At 65.7% G+C, this 17,052-nt stretch carries 18 protein-coding genes; 5 read left to right on the top strand and 13 right to left on the bottom strand.

The genetic code is table 11. The annotated features are described in order from the left end of the window. Positions 1–39 precede the first annotated feature (39 nt). A complete protein-coding gene (hxlB, locus tag QUG98_RS04505) occupies positions 40–612 on the bottom strand; it encodes a 6-phospho-3-hexuloisomerase (RefSeq protein WP_289469426.1) in 573 nt (190 codons plus the stop codon). Between the two features lie 111 nt (positions 613–723). Between hxlB and QUG98_RS04500 the strand changes: the two genes are divergently transcribed. Next, positions 724–1,551: a LuxR C-terminal-related transcriptional regulator gene (locus tag QUG98_RS04500; RefSeq protein WP_289469425.1), complete on the top strand. Its 828-nt coding sequence runs from the start codon at positions 724–726 to the stop codon at positions 1,549–1,551. A 107-nt stretch (positions 1,552–1,658) separates the two neighbouring features. Here the strand turns inward: QUG98_RS04500 and QUG98_RS04495 are convergent, their stop codons facing one another. The 6 genes from QUG98_RS04495 to QUG98_RS04470 form a co-directional block, all read right to left on the bottom strand. Next, positions 1,659–2,189: a GNAT family N-acetyltransferase gene (locus QUG98_RS04495; RefSeq protein WP_289469423.1), complete on the bottom strand. Its 531-nt coding sequence runs from the start codon at positions 2,187–2,189 to the stop codon at positions 1,659–1,661. Between the two features lie 156 nt (positions 2,190–2,345). Continuing rightward, the gene (locus QUG98_RS04490) at positions 2,346–3,413 is read right to left on the bottom strand and encodes an MFS transporter (RefSeq protein WP_289469422.1); all 1,068 of its coding nucleotides are present in this window, start codon (positions 3,411–3,413) and stop codon (positions 2,346–2,348) included. A gap of 170 nt (positions 3,414–3,583) precedes the next feature. Then, positions 3,584–4,696, bottom strand: coding sequence for a hypothetical protein (locus QUG98_RS04485; protein ID WP_289469421.1), 1,113 nt, complete (start codon positions 4,694–4,696; stop codon positions 3,584–3,586). A gap of 55 nt (positions 4,697–4,751) precedes the next feature. Next, positions 4,752–5,531 (bottom strand): Ppx/GppA phosphatase family protein, encoded by a 780-nt coding sequence (locus tag QUG98_RS04480; protein ID WP_289469420.1) that lies wholly within the window; start codon positions 5,529–5,531, stop codon positions 4,752–4,754. Positions 5,532–5,618: 87 nt separating this feature from the next. Then, positions 5,619–6,083: a TIR domain-containing protein gene (locus QUG98_RS04475; RefSeq protein WP_289469419.1), complete on the bottom strand. Its 465-nt coding sequence runs from the start codon at positions 6,081–6,083 to the stop codon at positions 5,619–5,621. After that, positions 6,080–7,126, bottom strand: coding sequence for a hypothetical protein (locus QUG98_RS04470; RefSeq protein WP_289469418.1), 1,047 nt, complete (start codon positions 7,124–7,126; stop codon positions 6,080–6,082). The genes QUG98_RS04475 and QUG98_RS04470 overlap by 4 nt, the downstream gene beginning before the upstream one ends. 1,258 nt (positions 7,127–8,384) lie before the next feature. On the opposite strand from QUG98_RS04470, the gene QUG98_RS04465 reads away from it, so the two are divergent. Beyond that, a complete protein-coding gene (locus QUG98_RS04465; RefSeq protein WP_289469417.1) occupies positions 8,385–9,464 on the top strand; it encodes a beta family protein in 1,080 nt (359 codons plus the stop codon). Here the strand turns inward: QUG98_RS04465 and QUG98_RS04460 are convergent. After that, positions 9,433–10,071: a sce7726 family protein gene (locus QUG98_RS04460; protein WP_289469416.1), complete on the bottom strand. Its 639-nt coding sequence runs from the start codon at positions 10,069–10,071 to the stop codon at positions 9,433–9,435. The genes QUG98_RS04465 and QUG98_RS04460 overlap by 32 nt on opposite strands. 401 nt (positions 10,072–10,472) lie before the next feature. Here QUG98_RS04460 and QUG98_RS04455 point away from each other — a divergent pair, with 401 nt between their 5' ends. Next, positions 10,473–11,549, top strand: coding sequence for a PIN domain-containing protein (locus QUG98_RS04455; RefSeq protein ID WP_289469415.1), 1,077 nt, complete (start codon positions 10,473–10,475; stop codon positions 11,547–11,549). A 231-nt stretch (positions 11,550–11,780) separates the two neighbouring features. Here QUG98_RS04455 and QUG98_RS04450 read toward each other — a convergent pair whose 3' ends face one another. From QUG98_RS04450 to QUG98_RS04440, 3 genes are all read right to left on the bottom strand, one after another. Continuing rightward, positions 11,781–11,969: a trypsin-like serine protease gene (locus tag QUG98_RS04450; RefSeq protein ID WP_289469414.1), complete on the bottom strand. Its 189-nt coding sequence runs from the start codon at positions 11,967–11,969 to the stop codon at positions 11,781–11,783. A gap of 16 nt (positions 11,970–11,985) precedes the next feature. Further along, positions 11,986–12,276, bottom strand: a complete 291-nt coding sequence (locus QUG98_RS04445) for a S1C family serine protease (RefSeq protein ID WP_289469413.1) — start codon at positions 12,274–12,276, stop codon at positions 11,986–11,988. 735 nt (positions 12,277–13,011) lie between these two features. Beyond that, positions 13,012–13,890, bottom strand: coding sequence for an NAD-dependent epimerase/dehydratase family protein (locus QUG98_RS04440; RefSeq protein WP_289469412.1), 879 nt, complete (start codon positions 13,888–13,890; stop codon positions 13,012–13,014). A 71-nt stretch (positions 13,891–13,961) separates the two neighbouring features. Here QUG98_RS04440 and QUG98_RS04435 point away from each other — a divergent pair, with 71 nt between their 5' ends. Then, a complete protein-coding gene (locus QUG98_RS04435; protein WP_289469411.1) occupies positions 13,962–14,651 on the top strand; it encodes a ScbR family autoregulator-binding transcription factor in 690 nt (229 codons plus the stop codon). Here QUG98_RS04435 and QUG98_RS04430 read toward each other — a convergent pair. After that, positions 14,615–15,475, bottom strand: coding sequence for an AvrD family protein (locus QUG98_RS04430; RefSeq protein ID WP_289469410.1), 861 nt, complete (start codon positions 15,473–15,475; stop codon positions 14,615–14,617). The genes QUG98_RS04435 and QUG98_RS04430 overlap by 37 nt on opposite strands. A 375-nt stretch (positions 15,476–15,850) precedes the next feature. Here QUG98_RS04430 and QUG98_RS04425 point away from each other — a divergent pair, with 375 nt between their 5' ends. After that, the gene (locus QUG98_RS04425; protein WP_289469409.1) at positions 15,851–16,345 is read left to right on the top strand and encodes a hypothetical protein; all 495 of its coding nucleotides are present in this window, start codon (positions 15,851–15,853) and stop codon (positions 16,343–16,345) included. A gap of 379 nt (positions 16,346–16,724) precedes the next feature. Here the strand turns inward: QUG98_RS04425 and QUG98_RS04420 are convergent, their stop codons facing one another. Continuing rightward, positions 16,725–16,961: a helix-turn-helix domain-containing protein gene (locus tag QUG98_RS04420; protein ID WP_289469408.1), complete on the bottom strand. Its 237-nt coding sequence runs from the start codon at positions 16,959–16,961 to the stop codon at positions 16,725–16,727. Between the last annotated feature and the right edge of the window lie 91 nt (positions 16,962–17,052).

Raw genomic sequence — 17,052 nt, 5'->3', positions numbered from 1 at the left:
CGGTGCGCTCGGATGGCAGGGGCGGTGTCACGCTCGCTGTCACTCGAGGTTGGCGTGCCGCGGCCACAGGTCGTCGGCGGAGTGCCCGCTGCGCTGCCAGAGCGCGTGGAACAGGGCGTCCCCGAGCAGTGCGACGCCCTGCTCGAACAGGCTGCCGGCGTACTGCGCCGAGGTCGTGCCCGACCGGTCGGTCTTCGTCGCCGCGGGGAGCACGAGCGTGGCGTCGGCGACCTCGGACAGCGGGGAGTCGTCCGTCGTGCTCACGGCGAGCACCCGCGCGCCGACGTCCGACGCGGTCCGTGCCGCCTGCACGATGCCACTCGTCGTGCCCGAGCCGCTCGCGACGAGCAGCAGGTCGCCCTGCCGGATCGCGGGCGTCGTGACCTCGCCGACGACGTGCACGTCGAGCCCGAGGTGCATCAGGCGCATCGCGGTCATCCGCAGCGCGAGGCCCGAGCGGCCGGCGCCGTGCACGAAGACGCGCTCGGCGCCGGACAGCAGGTCGAGGGCGCGCTCGAACGGCGCCTGGTCGGCACCGCGGACGGCGGCGATCAGGTCCTGGAGCTCGTCGCCGATCAGCCCGAGGGCGTCGGCGGTCGTCGTGGTGGCCATGGATCCGATGCTCCTCGCGCGGCGTCGTGCGCGCCGCTGCCCACGCAGGCGGCACACCCACCCGATCGGGTGGGGTCGTCCGTCCGGGTGGGACGGGTAGGTTCGGTCCTCGTGGAGACGGGACCGGACGCACCAGCAAGCCGGATCGCGGCGTCGGAGCACGCGCGGACGGTCGCGGAGCAGACCGACCGCCACGCGCTGACCCTCGAGTCGGTCCTCGCCGCCCTGCGCGCGGACCGCCTGTCCGACGCCGCTGCCCGCGCCGAGGCCGTCGAGATCGCCTCCGCTGCACTCGTCGAACTCCGGACCGTGACCGACCGGCAGCGGAGCACACTGCTCGAGCCCGTCACCGGCGCGTTCTCACGGCTGCGGGCCGACCTCCGCCCGCTCGTCCGGTTCGGGGACCTCGACGTGCAGTTCGTCGAGCCGCCGGCGACCGGCAGGGCCCTGCCCGGGGACGTCGCCCACAGCGCGCGGGCCATCGTCCGGACGGCCGTGCTCGCACTGGTCGACGACGGGGTCGCCCGACGGGTCCGCATCCAGTGGGACTGCGACGGGCGCAACCTGCTCATGCAGCTGCGGGACGACGGCGCCGGCACGCTCGACACCCACGACGACGCCGTCCGGCCGATCGCCGAGCGGGTCGTCGCCCTCGACGGCACGATGCGCGTCGACTCCACGCCGGGGTGGGGCTCGACGCTCGACATCTCACTCCCCCTCGATCCCGCACCCGGGGCGGTGGACCTGCCCGACGACAGCGGGCTGACCGAGCGCGAGCGCGACGTGCTCCGGCTCGTGGTGACCGGCGTCGGGAACCGGGAGATCGCCGAGGGACTCGGGATCAGCCCGAACACGGTCAAGTACCACGTGGCGAACCTGCTCCGGAAGCACGGTGCCCGCACCCGAGCGGAGCTCGCCGCCCGCGGCGTCCGTCCCTGAGCGCTGAGCATCGGGCGCGGATCGCCTCCGTGTCGAACCACGTTTCCGACATCGAACCAGCCACCCGGACTGGTTCGATGTCGCCTTCGTGGTTCGACGCGAGCGAGTCAGGCGCCGGGGGCGAGCACCTGGAACATGACGTGGTCGCGCCACTCCCCCGCGATGCGGATGTACTGCGGCGCGAACCCGTACCGCTCGAAGCCGTTCCGCTCGAGCGCCCGCTGCGACCCGGTGTTCTCCGGCAGGGTCTCCGCCTGGACCCGGTGCAGCCCGAGCTCCCGGAACGCATGGTCCACCGCGAGCCCGACCGCACGGGTCGCGTGCCCCTGCCGCGTCCGGCCGGCACGGATCCAGTACCCGAGCGCCGCGGACTGCAGCGCTCCGCGGGTGACGCCGCTCAGGGTGATCCGCCCGAGCAACTCGTCGTCGTCCCCCACGATCACGAAGGGCACCGAGCCGCCCCTCTGCGCGGCAGCGAGCAGGACACCGATGGTCGCTCGCTGTCCGGCCTCGGTGAAGTAGCTGTCCGGCCGCGTCGGCTCGAACGGCCGCAGGTGGTCGGCGCTCGCGCGGACGATCGCGGCGAGCTCGGCTGCATCGGACAGCTCGATCAGTCGGAGGCGGGTCCCGGTGCTCATGGTGGGGGGTTTGCGTTATCTGTTTCTGCCGTGTGGCCGCAGGGATGTGCGAGAGCGCTGCGGAAGCCTTGCATGCGTTGGAGGTGTGCTCTTGCATACGGTTGAGGGTAACGATAGCGATTTCCGCCCAGGATCAACCCTCGCTGCTCCGCACCTTCAGGGGCTAACCGAGCCGCCGGGGGACGACCGAACGCTCTCACCGCGTTGGAGGGCGAGGCAGACCGCTGTGCTGAGGAGGCACAGCGCCGCAGCAATCACGAAGATGCCGCTTTGGTACCCGGGCACAGTCAACGGGAGGACCGCGCCGAGGACGGAGCCAGTTTGGATGACGGTCATGAAGATGGCCGCGCCCTGTCCGACGTCCTTACCGGTGACACGGGCCAGGACGACCACACCGATGCTCTGGAACCCGGCTGCGAACGCGGCGTACAACACCTGCGAGGCAAGGATTGTCCCGTACCCACGGAGAGCGAACAGCACCAGGAACGCAACGACCGCGATGGCGCAGATCACGGCGAGCGTGGCGAACTCCCCCAACTTCAGGGTGACCTTGCGCAGCACAGGAAGCAGAAGAAGCTCCGTGACAGCAGTCACGATGAAGAGAGGAGCGATCGCTTCATTCGATATACCGACCTGCGTGGCATACAAGGGGAGATAAATCGCACGGAGCGTGTCGACCCCTTTCATGAGGGCGACGACCAGGATAGCTCCGGCCACAAGAGCTGCGGCCACCGTTCTTGTGTGTTTGCTAGACGGGTTCGCCCCGTTGTTGGCGGGTTCCCTTACAGCCCCCGAAAAATATCGGCTCCACGCGGTGAACGCAGAGATGGCCGCGAAGCCTGATCCGACGAGGAGTGGTTCGACCCCTACGAACGAGGCCGCTGAATAGACGCCGAGGCCAAGGATGAACCCTGCGACCATCGTCTGGCGAAGACGGAAGACTACTGCTCCGGGATCCGCACTGTGCATGGCGGCAACTCGGCCGAACACCTGCGGCACCGAAGTCGTCGTCGCGAGCATCACCACCGCTCCGATGTAGAGCAGGACGGGTCGATCGGCGCCATACAACACGAGGAGCGTCCCAGCCGGCACCGCAGCGGTAGTACCCCTCAGAGCACCAGCGGGGTACCCTCGCCGCCCCAACCGAGGAACCACACCGAGGCTGTACGCCACAACGACGGCCGCGCTGACGATGAAATAGACAACGATGTCAAGCTTGCTCAAACCGGCTGCGTGGAGGTGAACAGGTATTGCAACCGACGTCACACCGGAAAACACCGATGCTGCCAACAAGAGGACGGAGGCGCTGACGGCCGGACGAGGGCCCTGCCGCGACGGCGCCGGCAGGCCGCCTCGAGCAACGCTGGTGTTCGCCCGCACCGATTCCCTGCGACTCAACGGGCCACCCGAGGCAGAGACCGTTCACGGTCGTCAGAGTTGGCGATCAGAGTTTGACAGAACGAAAGCAGCTCTTGGAGCTGCGAAGCGAACCTCATCAGATCGTGTTCATGTACGCCCGCGCCCAAGCGACGCCGCATGCTGCCGGGCGCGATCGTTCGCACAGCGTCTGCGGCAGTCAACCGGCTCAGCGAATCAGCGGGGACCGCCTGGAGTGACGACGCCACTCGAACCTGACCGCTCAGGACGCTCGCTATGCCTTTGACGCTTTCCTGTACTCGCGGCTGCGACGTCCAGGGTGACTGAGCGACGACATCTCGGATACACGCCTGCACAAGCCCCTCGCGATCGCCCCACCAATCACGCGGCGGCTCGATCGACCACCGCTCTGCATTCGACCCCGCGCGTACGTAGGTTGTGGCCTCAGCAGTCGACCACTGCATGGCCGGGAACGCATGCAGCTCTTCCAAGGGCGCTCTGCGCCACCACGCGATGTCGGCGGAGTGGTGCGGGAGGAACACCGTCGCCCGCCGCGCTCCTTGGACGCCGTTGCCGACCAGGCTTTGGCCGACGTCATGCTCGACGAGGTTCGGGTTGCTGACGTAATGCCTGAGACCGTGCCGATACGCGAACTCGTGGATTGCGTGATCGTCAGGAACGTCCTCGGACACGTCCCGAAGGTCGCTGGCGAACTGCTTCGCTGCTGCTGCCGGCATTAGCACGGCCTGAGTACCGAGGTAGGTGTCCGGTTGCGTCACCCAAGAACGCCCAGCGATAGCCGCGACTCGGAGTGCATGCGAGGTAAACGATCCCCACTCCGAGAAGAAGCTCAGGAGAGCGTCGGGCTGTGCATCGGTGGCGCGAAGCACCTGCTCCTCGAAGAACTGGTGCGGGAACACGTCGTCCTGGAGCACCAGATGATGCGTCGCGTCGCGTCGCCAGGGAGCCCAGGCCAGCCGAGCGGCGCGGATCGTGCTCGCGGGACCGTCAGGGTCAGGGTCGTATACGATCCGCGTGGGCAGGTGCCGCATTTTCACAGCCAGCGCTTCTGCCTCGGAGGCGCGCCTGGGGTGCGCCATGATGGAGATGCTGATCGACGGGGAAGTCATCTGACACCTCTCCTCACCACGACGGCGCAGGTCCCCTGCACTCGACTCGAGACCATCACGTGACCGTGATAGCCGATTTGTGAACACCGTGGCTGATGTTCAGGTCGGCGGGGGCGAACTTGTTCAAGTCATTCCGCTTGAGGCCCGCCAGGACGATGCAATTCGAGGCCACGGCTCCGGTCATCCACCCGTCGTCGTACGGGGATCGAGAACGAAGGCGGTCGCCGGACCAGGTGGCCAAGTCGTCGGCGAAGGGTTCGAAGTCGGAACGTAGACACCAGACTCCGGACAGCGGCACTCCAAAGTGCTCCAGGTAAGTCCGCTCCCCGCCGGTGTACCAGAACTCGTCTAGCCAGGCAGGTAGCTCCCCAACCACGAAGTCTTGGCACTCCTGCACGCGGCGTTCGTTTACAGGCCCAGCTAGGCCGAATCGCTTGTTCAGATCAGATATGCCGAACGGTAGAAGGTGCTCTCTTCCGTCGCCGGAGATGATCTGAATACTCCCTCCCCCCACATTGATGGCATCCAAATCACTACCACTGCCCGAGGAGGACACGGCGGCTCTGAGAAGAAGCGCCTCAGCGCGTTGATCGATTATTTCCAGACTAATTCCGAGACCCTCGCACAGACGGGTGATCGCGGCACCAAGGCGCGCGTCCCGCCGGAAGGCAGCAGTGGCGACCGCCTGCACGGTCCGAAAATCGTCTACTTCAGCGAGGACGGATCGCAGAGTTGCTGCTAGGTTTTCCGGCTCGACCACGGTTTCGAGGACTCTCCAGGTCACCGTGCGCAAAAGCAACAACTCCTCGTCGTCGTCGCGACGATAGAGCTTCACGCTGTGACTGCCGAGGTCGAGGAGATAGGACCTATTCAACTCGACCGCCTATCCGACTTCGGCTGCCCAAGTCACCCGCGGACGCCATCAACGCACCATCGCGTCGTTGTGAGTCAGCTCGCGAACGATCTGCAACTCGGCTTCGAACCTCGACCTGATCTGCGGGAAGACTTCACTGAGGGTTCGTGTGTAACCCGCGATGTTCGGGTCATTCATCGGCTCAAGCGTCAGGATCTGAAGGCCTTGCGCGATAGCGTAGCCCACCTCCATGGTGGCGGCAGTTCCCAGGTAACCGTCGACATTCGCAAGAACCAGGAACGAAGATCGTCGGATCATCGCGAAGATTGAATCCTGCAACGCTCGGGGGTCCTCGATTGGATCCTCGTCGAGTAGAGCGAATTCTTCCCCGACGTTGACGACGATGTCACTAACGGGTGCCGTCACCAAAACGCTCTCGGCGACGAGAGCACGCTTGAGCGCCAGCATCTCGTCGAAGTGCTTGCGGTACGAGCCGCTGATGATGGTCTGCAGTGCGTTGCTGTTGGTACTCATGCTTGTTTCCCTGCTGCTGAGTCGAAGATTTGGTGGGAGCTGAAAATGCTGGACGGCGCTGTCAGCAGTTCAACGAGAAGGGCGGGCGAGCGATTGCCATCCTTTGCGTCCGGCGACGCCTGCTGGCGAGGCGGAAGACCATCGATTGCACGTCGAATTTCGCTCCACGTCGGCCGGTCACCGGTCTCATCGACGGCAGGTCCCCAAACCGGCCCAGCGTTCCGCTCAACCTTCATCACGCGCGCTGTTCCGATAAGTTCGGCTCGTCGCCCGTTCGCGGACCGCTCAGGATTGGGACCGGGAAGTACGACGGCAGGTATGCCGTCGGCGATGCTCCGAAGAGTCACTCCGTGGCCACCATGATGGACCATCGCACGTAACTCAGGACCGATGGCATCCAGGTCCCAAAGCGCTCGAACATGTACACCCGGAAGCCGATCTCGCTCGAAGCGGTTCGCCTCGTACTCCTCTCCGGTGGCGATGTAGATCGGCCCCGGCCAGTCGGCGAACGCGGCACCGAATTCCGCATCGATGGATCCGACCGTCCGGTAGAACAGAAGCGCTGATGGCGTGTCCACCTCCCGCGCGCTTGGACCGTTGAGCAGGCCTGTGTGGACGAGGTCCAATCGGTCGAGATAGGGACTCGTGATGGGCTCGAGTTCCGGTGTACTCGGAACTGCCATCCTTCCCCGCGCGAACAACCAACGCGCATCGTCCACAATCGGTTCGAGTTTCAACGAATCGAGGACAGCATTGATCGATTCGACCGGCGCGGTCCACGTTACTGGGATCGTGGAGCCGTCGTAGCAATACCCCGGCACCTGATTGTCCTGGCAAACGGATACAAATGGGATACTCTCGGCAAGAGCAGCTATCACCATCGGGATACGACAATCGTTGATGATGAAGGATGGTGCCAATCGACGGAGAACCTCGCGGTCCAAAGCGACCGCTCGTTCAAGCGTTTCCTGATCGCTCCACGCAAACCAGGGGTCGACACCTTCAGCCCACGGAGGATAGACCTCGGCTGTCCATCCGGCCATTCGGACTCGTTCCAAGTGCAACGAGTTGCTGTAGCCATACAGAGCAGGATCCCATCCCGCCTCCGCGAACGCCCCGCCGATTTGCATGAGTCTTGCGATATGACCGTTTCCGCGCCCCCAAGATGTTAGGAGCAATTTGGCGCGATCGACGCGTTCAGGCGTTCCTCGCATGGCAGGAAACACCGCATCATTGCCCAACGGTCCCGCGCTGCGGGACGACGGCTTGCGATGCCCAGAGGGGCGTTTAGAACTTGCACCGGCGACCCAGCCCCGGCCCTCGCGACGCACATCTTTCACAAATCTGACCCCCTCGTCAGTCCCTAATACTAAGAAGCAATTTTCGCTTCCCACGAACACTATCAACCTAACGAGCTGTTCACCAGATCGTCAAGCACTCGTCACACATTCTCAGGAGCGGCCCGAAGCGCAATTGAGCATGACAATACGCACCTCCGCCCGACGGATGTGGCGAGTCAAGGAAAGAGCGACCGTACACCCCCCCAAGCCTTTGTCCCTGCCCTGCCCTGCCTCTGCCCCTGCCCCTGCCCCTGCCCCTGCCTGAGTCGCTCCCTGTATCGGTTCCAGGGACGCTAGCAGGAGATGTTGCAGAACGCACTAGCCAGTCTGGCTGCACCGAAGTGCGTCATGGTGCTGCGCGCGGATCTCCGCCTGCATCACCGAGGACTGAATTCTGAAACTCCATACGAGGTGCTCGTGATCAGAGACCAAGGCCGGGGTTGTCCGTCGCCGCCAGACTTGACGCAACACACGACCGATCGATGGCTGCAGAATTCGCCCGGGTAGGCACCTGCTTCGCTGCGCTGTTCTCGAATGTTCCGTTGCACGTCCTGTCCGTGGTCATCGGCGGTTCGGCCCCGCGTGTGTTGGCGTGACAGGGGACTAGAGGGACGACACGGCGTGCGGACGCAGCAGCGCGAGATGATCCCGGCCGAGTTCATAGTTTCCGGGGTGCGCTCGGCCAGCAACGGTGTGCCTTGGGCCGAAACACGTCCAGCGATGGCTGCGCAGCGACTGCGCTGTCCCGCGATGCCCTCGTAGCGCGCTGCGCCCATCGGCGACGAGGCGAAGCGCCGACGAACGCCGCGACGCGTCAACCATCTTCTGGCGGTGCCGATGAGCTGAGCGATGCTCCGAACGAAGGCCGTCGAGAAGTTGGTGTTACGACCAGTTCTGCAGTATGCCTATCTATGGGTTGTCACACGCGTGCCGACCGACGCCTGACCCGAACGGACCTTCGATGCCTCGCACATATCGTCCTTTCCTCGTCGCGAAGCGCGGCGAGACCACTGCGTTGAGCGGCTTGGCAAGCTGGTCACAGTTCGAACCCGTCCTCCGGGTTCCATCACGCGAGAAGGATTGGCAGTCCGGCGGGTTCATGAAGTCGCTGGAGGCGCATGTCGATGCCGTGATCGAACGCATCGTCGCTGCAGCTGGCTCGCATCCCGTGTTTGTCGATATCGCTCCGCTCGGCACAGAGAGCCCCGTTCATGGAGTGCACCCGATGGCGTGGATCCTTGAAGAGGCAAGTCGGCTCGGCGTACCGGTCAAGCCGCTCGTCCGATCGACGTCCTCGTCGGCAGTCCTCGCCGCTGCGAGGGCTCACCACGCTGCGACTCAGGCTGGGGTGGGCGTGTACGTCGGGGTGGAGGATTGGGAGACCGGAGCGAACGCCTCAGGACGCAGCCTCATCGCGTCCGTCGGCATCCTGGACGGCGACATCGACGTCTTCGCCGACGCTGGCCCCGCACCGACCACAGCTACCCCGGGTGACATCGATCAGGAGGTCGATGCGCTGGTTGCCGGGCACACGTTTCGATCCGTCTCCGTCGGCTCCGCAGGGTTCGTCAGCACGCGCGCCCTCCCACGGGGGATCAGCCTGCACGACCGAGTGGATTTCACGACCTGGCAGTCGACGTACGGCATCCGCGCGGGACTCGCAAAAACGCCTATCGACTTCTTCGACTACGGCATCGAGAATCCGTGGTTCGCTCCAGAGGAAGTGAACCCCGCGTTCTTGTCGATCAGCGCGCTCCTCCGGTACACCGCAGGCACTGCGTGGGTCCTGACGAAGGGTGTCGATCTCTACAAGGGTCCGGGCGGATCGAGTCGGGGCGGGGCGGCCCTGATTCCGGCACTGACGGCGCTCGCTCACCACCCGCTCTACAAGGACGTGGTGGTCACCGACGCCGATGCTTGGATCGACGACGTCGTGGCGGGCAGCTCCGGGGTGACACCCGGGAACCCGGAAGCGTGGCGCCGGTGGGGCACCCTGCGGCACGTGAGTGTCACGGTGTCGCAGGTCTCCAGTCTCGCCTGAGCCGCAAACTCTCACGAACTGCTGCACGTAGTGCGCTCGTGGGAACGCTCTCCACGAGTGCTTCCCGCAGCTGCAGTCCGTTCTTTGATCGCATGCCGCGGTCAAGGCCTCGATCTGTCAAGACGCGAAGCGCTTCGTCACGCCACAGCAAGCTCGTTAGATACCAGGGGTCGACGTGACGATTTTTCCGCGGCCGCACCCTGCGCGTGAGCGCAACCCCACTTCGCGTCCGACGAGCTTCCAGCACGCCCCACCACTCGGGGATGATCCCCTTGGCCTGCTCGGCATGTCGATCTGAGACGACGAGCGTCACGTAGTCAAAGACACGCGAGTACACGCGGATTTGGGACGGCAAGCGTCGCAAGGTGTCGCGCTCGCTCTTGATCTCGAAGCCTCGAAGATGATCGCCGATCGTCGCGACATCGACTCGGGCTTCCCCGGCGATCGCCATCTCCTCGATCACCATTGGCGCCCCTGCCGGCGCAGTGAGCTTGCGCAGCAGCGCCACCCGCAGGTCGACATCGCTCGTCGCAGGCAGCCGCCGTCGCGCCGCGGCCCGATCCGTCGCTGAGACGAACCGGCCGGCAATGTCGAGTTCCAAGGTCACGCGAATTCGATCCTCCTCGGCTCGGAGCGAAGGTATCCGAGAGCAGTTCACCACGATAGCTGCGCACACGGTCGTCCGCCGGATGCGAAACGGTCGAGGTAACTCCCTGCAGCGCGCTGTGCGCGCCGGCCAGGATCAGGCCTTTGTCAGCGCTCGGGTTCGCGTCAGGGAGGGAGCGATCGTTCTCGGCTCGGATGACGCTGGAGGGCTTGGTTGGCCGTTCTGCGTATCGACCAGCGGCACGCGAAGCGAGTTGCGTATTCGCATGGCGGAGGTCGTCCGCGCCTCCTAGGGGGCGGATTTCGCTCGCGGATCGGGCGGGGCCTCGCCCGCGACCGCGTCCGCGCGACACGCATCACTGACGCAGTGACGGTCGGAACGAGCAGAGATACCGTCAGTGGATGAAGACGTTGGTCCTTGACACCACCGAACTCCGCAGGGACTGGACGTTGACCGGCCTGACGATGCGCTTGCTCGCCTACGCCTGTCGAGAGCAGTTCCTGAACGTGCGGGTTCCCGACGTGGCGTTAGAAGAGCTGATCGCGCACCATGGTCGCGCCGTGCAAGAGGCCCTCGATGGATGGCGGAAAGCTGGCCGAACTCTCCGTCAGCTCGGTCTGCCGACGGCAAGCGACGAACCCACCGAACCTGACTACCGTGCATACCTCGAAGACAGACTGTCGGAGCACCTCGGCTTCGACGTGCTCCCGCTGCCGGAAACGTCACACACCGAACTGGTCGCTCGCGCCGTCCATAGGGTCCCGCCGTTCAACGCCAAAGGGACGGGATACCGGGACTCGCTTGTGTGGGCGAGCGTCTTGCAGCTCGTGGGCAGCGGCCATGACGTGGTCCTGGTCAGCGCGGACCGCGCTTTTGGCGACGGCGCACTGAACACAGTCCTGGCTGAGGAGGTCGCGCGGACCGGCCGTGACGTAGAACTCGTCCATGACCTGACCCCGTGGTTGCTGCAGAATCTGCCCTGGCGCGCTGAGAATCTCGCGTCGGCGTTGGCGCTCGCCCGCGATGAGGAGTTCGCGCAATTCTTCCTCGAATCGGACGCGGAGGACCTTCTCTATCCGGAACCAGAAGTGATTGGCTTCGACCAGCCGCCGTACCGATACGACGTGACCGACGTGGAGTGGGCCGGCAGCTTCGAACGTGTCGGCACGAGACGCGGCGCGGACGGCGTAAGCGTCGCCGAGTACGACGTCACGGAGAGGGTCCGCTTCCAAGCTTCGCTTCCTGCGACCGCGCTCATCGATCCGGACTGGGAATCGACCCCCGACCGGGATCGTCAAGATGTCACTGGCTCCGTCGCACTGATTGTCCGCGTCGTCGTGCTGTTCGACGACGAGTTCGGCGTGCAGATCGACGACCTCTCCTGGCGCCGCGCCGACGGGATGCGAGGCGGGCCTGGGCTGCTCGCCAGCGACAACGACATCCCACTGTTCACTGACCCCTCAGACTTCAGCGCATAGCCCGGCCGAAGTCGAATCGGCTTGATAGCGGGAAGGAAGGCGACAGCACCAGCAACTCCTGGCTTCGACCGCCGGAGTGGCCCGCCGGCTGTCCGCCGCCTCCGTCGAAGCCGGGTACACGAGAGCCGGCGCGCGTTGTCGCTGAACCGCGACGCAGAGTGGGCGTTCGCCGCGTCGGGCCCGATCGAAGCTTGAGCCGGTTTGCCGGCGCAAGACGGTGCGCCGTCCAGGTCACCCGTTGACGATGTCGGCGGTGATACGAGCGGCGTCGTTGATGGGGATCGCGAACCCGATGCCGATGTTCCCTGAGCCGTAGCCGAGCGTTGCGATCGGGCTGTTCACTCCGACTACGCGTCCCTCACCATCGACGAGAGGTCCACCGGAGTTGCCGGGGATTGATCGAGGCGTCCGTTTGCACAAGTGGTTGCGTTGACCGTTAAGAGGTCCGATCGACGGCGCTCACGACGCCGGAGGTAACGGTGCCGTTCAGTCCGAGCGGCGACCCGACTGCGATGACCTGCTGTCCAATGCGCAAGTCGGCGCTCGTTCCGAGTGCCACCGCGCTCGGCAACGCCCCGGATGCTTCGATCACCGCAATGTCGCTGTCCTCGTCGCTCCCGACGACCCGTCCGCCCACCTCGCTGCCGTCCGGAAGCACCAATCGGACACGGCCCGCTCCTGCGACGACGTGGTGGTTCGTGACGACATGTCCGGCGTCGTCGAGCACGAACCCGGAGCCGCTACCCGGGTTCGGGCGGACCTGGACGACGCTCTGCAGGATCGTCCGCGCAGCGCGTTCGACGTTGGTCGTGAGCGCCGCGGCACCGCTGCGTTGCAGCTGCCGGGTGGCACAACTCCCGGACCGCTCACCAGCGGCATGGCTGGCTTCGTGGGCAGGCAGTAGCGGTCGAGACCCCGAAACTCGTGTCGCGAGAGTACGGGGTTGAGAAGGCTGCACCCTACCTCGAGCAGGTTCCCACTCGCCGCGGTCGAGGAGGTCGTGGGCAGCGGGTGCGCGAAGGCCTCGGCCTGTTGGGGGAAACAGGCCGAGGCCAGCGGTGCGAAGATCTCCGAAGATATCTTGCGCGCGATGCTCGAGCGCGGTGGGGGAACCGTCTCGAGCAAGATTAATAGTAAGCCCCGCTTGCGCGGCCGGTCCTTGATTTCGCTCTCAGCTCCTAGGGGTTCCTTCCAAGAGTCGCGCGGTCAATGGACCGCCTCGCGTCACGCCTGTATCCAAGCCCCACGATCAGCCTCCGGAGAACGCCTGACCCGCGGATGGCGACTCGTCAGGCCGAGAGGCCAGATCAGGGTGCCGGGTACGACGGCGGGCGGAGCGTCGGCCATTACGGTGCAATGACCGGGCACCCGCGGACGCTGGCGACGGAGCCCCGTCAGGCGTGCCGCGATGATCGCTGGCCGTTCGACGGACTCGTTTCACGAACGGTCCTCCCACCGACGATCAGCCCCTTGCGGGCAGCTGCGGGCACCGCGCAAGAGGATGCGGGCTTGCCTGACGGGCAGGTTCCCCCCAGAACGCATCCGAGTCGGCGCTGCTCGAGCGTCCGAGCATGCTGAGCGCGTTACGGCTCATCCCCCAAGCGCCGAGGCGCATCAACGCATCGTCGATGCTAAGTACGCGGGAAGGCAGGGACCGGCCTGCGGAGCGGAAGTAGGGTGCCACCAGCTCCGCGACCGGTTTCGGCCGTCGTTCTGCAGCATGTAATGCCGGCGGAAGGGTTGGGCGTTCCAGCAGCGCGACAATGCCCTGCGCGAGTCGCTCCGTGGTGATCGCGGCCACCTCGACGTCGGCGGCACCGAGCCAGGCGTCCTCCTCGAGCATGAACGCCGCCAGGCGGGGAGCGATCCAGCGGTCGCCCTGCCCGTGGACCACGTGCGGTCGGATGACGGTGCCGCCTGCGGCAAGAACCACGTCTTCCGCCGCTGCGCGGGCGATCGACAAGGGTGAGCTGGGCTGCCGCCTCGTGAGTGCAGCATCACCGAATCGCCCGAAGCTCCTTCCGTACACGCCGGTGGTGCTGAGGTAGAGCAGTCTCGCGCCGCTGCCCCCCACGGCGGCGGCTACCCGCTCCGTGGTCAGCACGTTCCCTGCCCAAAGGTCGCTGGCTGTCCCGGTGGTCGTCGTCGCCGCATGTACGACGACGTCCGCTGTGTCGACGTGCGGGCGGAGGTCGACGCTCCGAAGGTCGCCGATGACGGCACCAGGGGAAGCGTCCGCCGAATTCCGCACAACCGAGTTGACTGAATGACCTTGGGCGAGGAGAGCCTCGAATAGGCGCGCGCCGATGAACCCCGTCGCACCGGTGAGTAGCACCCTCATCAGCTCACCCCAGATCCGCTGGACGCCGTCCCGATACGCTGACCTGCATAGGTCGGCGGAAGGATGCGTGCATGCCAGACGAGCGAGCCCCGCAGCAAGAGCGGTCCCTGGCGCGACGCGCTGCGATTCTGGAGTCTGCAGCGTCGGTCTTCGACCGCGTCGGCTACGGGTCGGCGAGCTTGTCGCAGATCGCCACGGAGGCGGGTCTCGGACAGGGGCTGCTCTACTTCTACTTCCGCACGAAGGAAGCGATGGCGCTGGCCGTCATTCAGGCGCAGAACGAGCGTACGTTCGCCGTGATGGGTGAGCACGCCGACCCTCACTCGCCGTTGTCTACGCTCGTTCGAGCCTCGCGGGGCATCGGGGAACTGCTGCTGTCGGACGCCGTCGTGCGTGCCGGCATCCGACTGTCCCTCGAGCAGGGCGTGTTCGCCGAACCCACGTCCGACTTCTACGACCAGTGGATTCAGGGAGTCGTGGACGCGTTCACGGCTGCCCGTGACGTGGGCGAGATCAACGAGGTCGTCGCGCCGGAACGCCTCGGAGCGAATGTTGTGGCGTATTTCACCGGGGTGCAACTGGTCTCGAACGTGCGCACCGGACGTCAGGACCTGATGGGTGCCTTGGACACGATGTGGTCGGTGCTCGTCGAAGCGCTTGCGACGCCAGAGAACAAGGACCGGCTGCGCGAAGTCGTTGGCAACACCTTCGGTGATCCCGCGAATCATTGGGCTCCCGTCGCGAGCGACGCGGTCACCTGAACGCCGAACACGTTGTTCGCGACGACGTCCGCGGTGCCGACGACGCGGCCGCCGACGGTCAGTTCGCGACGGTTCAATAGCTCGAGTTCAACGACGGCGACACGGCGCGGCGTGGGGGTGTGGCGGTGGAACGCGGCTCGTCGCATCCACATGTTCCCGCTCCGCGCTCGGCGTTCCGCGTCGCCTTGGTAGAGCGCGACTTGGGACATCTGCGCCGTGAGCATCATCACCTCCAGGAAGGACACGCTCGACAGCACTGAGGTTCGCCGCTCGTAAGTGCAGCTCACCCGGGAATCGGTTGCCAATTGCACGCGGGTAGCCTCGCCCGTCCGCCAGTCATCGTCAGCGAGCGTCGGAGGCCGGGAGCGCGTCCACTCGGACTGCACCTTCAATGACCCCACGCTGTGGAGCAAGCGCACCGTGTCGGGAGCGGGGCGCTCGACGGCAGTGCGGATCGGGACCGAGTTGAGGTCGGTGAACGGCCGGGCACCCGCTCGGACGATGAGCGAGCGCTCGTATCCGTATTCACCCAACCAGCTCATCCGATCCGCGGCGAGAGCGGACCGCACGGCGCCGGCAATGCGAATTGCGTCCACGGTGCTCAAGTGCGCCTCGCGCGCGGCTCCAGCTTTCAGGGACCAGTCCAGCGGGTAGATCACTCTCGCGACGCCGTCCGCAGCGGCGTCAGCAGTTGTGACGAGGTCGAGCATCTCGAGACTGACACGGCGGTGACCGTCGCCCAGGAAGCGATCACGCGCGGTACCGAGGAACGCATCAAAGCCGACATCTGACGCGGCAGGCTCTGGCACGGGCAGGGAAGGCATGGACATTCGAACCCCTTTTTCGAGAATGGACGTCAGTTAGTTGGTCGACCACCCGAAAAACTAGGCGAAGACGAAAACTGGGCAAACACCCAGCAATGGGACTTGTGAAGCATCGATGCACGAACGGTGCTGCTGGCAATCGCTGACACTGAGCGGTCGACATCGGCGGTGCCCAGGAGCAGATCCGCTTGCCCGCCCTCACGCGCTCATGCGCTCATGCGCTGCGAGCGACGTGCTTTCGCCCTAGGTTTGGAAGTCGGGCGATCGGCCGACTCCTGCGCCGGCGGTGCGCAGCCGCCGGCGATCACTCGAGCTGCGTCGCCTGGCGAGGGCACGGCTGAACGCTGGAGGGAACCGTTGGCAACACATTGGGACGTGACGGCCCACGCGCGAGGCCTGATGGCCGAGGTGCTTTTCGCCGAGGCGCTGTGGCGAAGCGCGTCAGACACCGAGCTGTATGGCCCGCGGCACCCGTTGGTCGATGTCGGTTCCGTCGAACGGGACATGATGGTCGACGTAAAGCTCGCGCGGCGGTTGGTCCAACGGATCAGCGCCGGCGAGCCCGAAGAGTGCGTGGAGTGGCGCGGCGCGGCCCGTGATGAACAGGCGCGGCCGGGTGTGACGCACTTCGCCCTCGTGGGGATCGCCGATGACGCGCAGCTCAGGGTCGAAGACGACCCGACTGGGATTCTTCGCTTCGCTGGCACCGCTGCCACGGAATTCATCTACCTGGTCCCGCGGGACGTCGTGAACGACGCTAGTCCGGTATGGCTGTCGAGCGGAACGCCTGGACGCGGTCTGTACCGCCATCTGCCGATCGCCGTCGCAGCGCGGTACGAGTTCCCGGGCGTGACCCGCGAACTGCGCTAGTTGGCGCTGGCGCGGCACCGGTGATCCTCGACCGCGTGCAATGCGCTCCGTATGCCCAGCACCGCACACCAGTGCAACCCTTACCCTGCGGTCATCCGATCGCCTCAGCGTCGCGGTCAACAGTTCTCGCAGTGGAGTACGTGTCGGCCTTCGCGAACCGGCGCTACGCGCTACTCACATACGGGGACGCCTGCCACCGCCGCCTGGGGTCCGCGGGCCAAAAGGGCAGAGCGGCACAAGTTGAGTCGGAACTGCCGGATCGACGAGATAGCGCAGGTCGGCGCAGTGCGCCATCCGCCGCACCGCTGATCCCGGTGCCGTGAAGCGGTTGCGATTCGAACGCCGGCTACTGCGCACAACGGGCGACGGAACCCGAGACTCAGCGCCCGGCGTGCGGTGCCTCGTCTGGTGTGCGATTCGGCGAGTCGGCGCGTCGGCGTCGTTCGAAGTCATCCAAGGGATGCTCGAGGAAGTCGAGGATCGACACGACCGTCTGCCATCCGGGCTCGTGGGTCCTCGCTGTCTCCAGTTTCTGCAGCGCTGACAGCGTCATACCCGCGGCAACTGCCACCGCTTCGCGGGTCCTCCCCCGCTCCTCGCGGATGGCGCGCAGCACTGCGCCGACTTCTTGCGCCCCGGCGGGACGCTGCTGGAAGTGCTGTCTACCCGCTGCCATAGGTCGTACATTACTAGTAATTTCCTATCGG

Source organism: Curtobacterium subtropicum (genome assembly GCF_030362975.1).
GTDB lineage: Bacteria > Actinomycetota > Actinomycetes > Actinomycetales > Microbacteriaceae > Curtobacterium > Curtobacterium subtropicum.
The sequence above is the reverse complement of the archived record's forward strand: the minus strand, read 5'-3'. Positions and strand labels throughout refer to the sequence as shown.

What these genes read in the sequence shown, in the direction of transcription:
- hxlB (WP_289469426.1), bottom strand. Translation starts at nt 612, where the DNA reads ATGGCCACCACGACGACCGCCGACGCCCTCGGGCTGATCGGCGACGAG.
- QUG98_RS04495 (WP_289469423.1), bottom strand. Translation starts at nt 2,189, where the DNA reads ATGAGCACCGGGACCCGCCTCCGACTGATCGAGCTGTCCGATGCAGCC.
- QUG98_RS04485 (WP_289469421.1), bottom strand. Translation starts at nt 4,696, where the DNA reads ATGACTTCCCCGTCGATCAGCATCTCCATCATGGCGCACCCCAGGCGC.
- QUG98_RS04475 (WP_289469419.1), bottom strand. Translation starts at nt 6,083, where the DNA reads ATGAGTACCAACAGCAACGCACTGCAGACCATCATCAGCGGCTCGTAC.
- QUG98_RS04470 (WP_289469418.1), bottom strand. Translation starts at nt 7,126, where the DNA reads ATGGCCGGATGGACAGCCGAGGTCTATCCTCCGTGGGCTGAAGGTGTC.
- QUG98_RS04465 (WP_289469417.1), top strand. Translation starts at nt 8,385, where the DNA reads ATGCCTCGCACATATCGTCCTTTCCTCGTCGCGAAGCGCGGCGAGACC.
- QUG98_RS04455 (WP_289469415.1), top strand. Translation starts at nt 10,473, where the DNA reads ATGAAGACGTTGGTCCTTGACACCACCGAACTCCGCAGGGACTGGACG.
- QUG98_RS04440 (WP_289469412.1), bottom strand. Translation starts at nt 13,890, where the DNA reads ATGAGGGTGCTACTCACCGGTGCGACGGGGTTCATCGGCGCGCGCCTA.
- QUG98_RS04435 (WP_289469411.1), top strand. Translation starts at nt 13,962, where the DNA reads ATGCCAGACGAGCGAGCCCCGCAGCAAGAGCGGTCCCTGGCGCGACGC.
- QUG98_RS04430 (WP_289469410.1), bottom strand. Translation starts at nt 15,475, where the DNA reads ATGCCTTCCCTGCCCGTGCCAGAGCCTGCCGCGTCAGATGTCGGCTTT.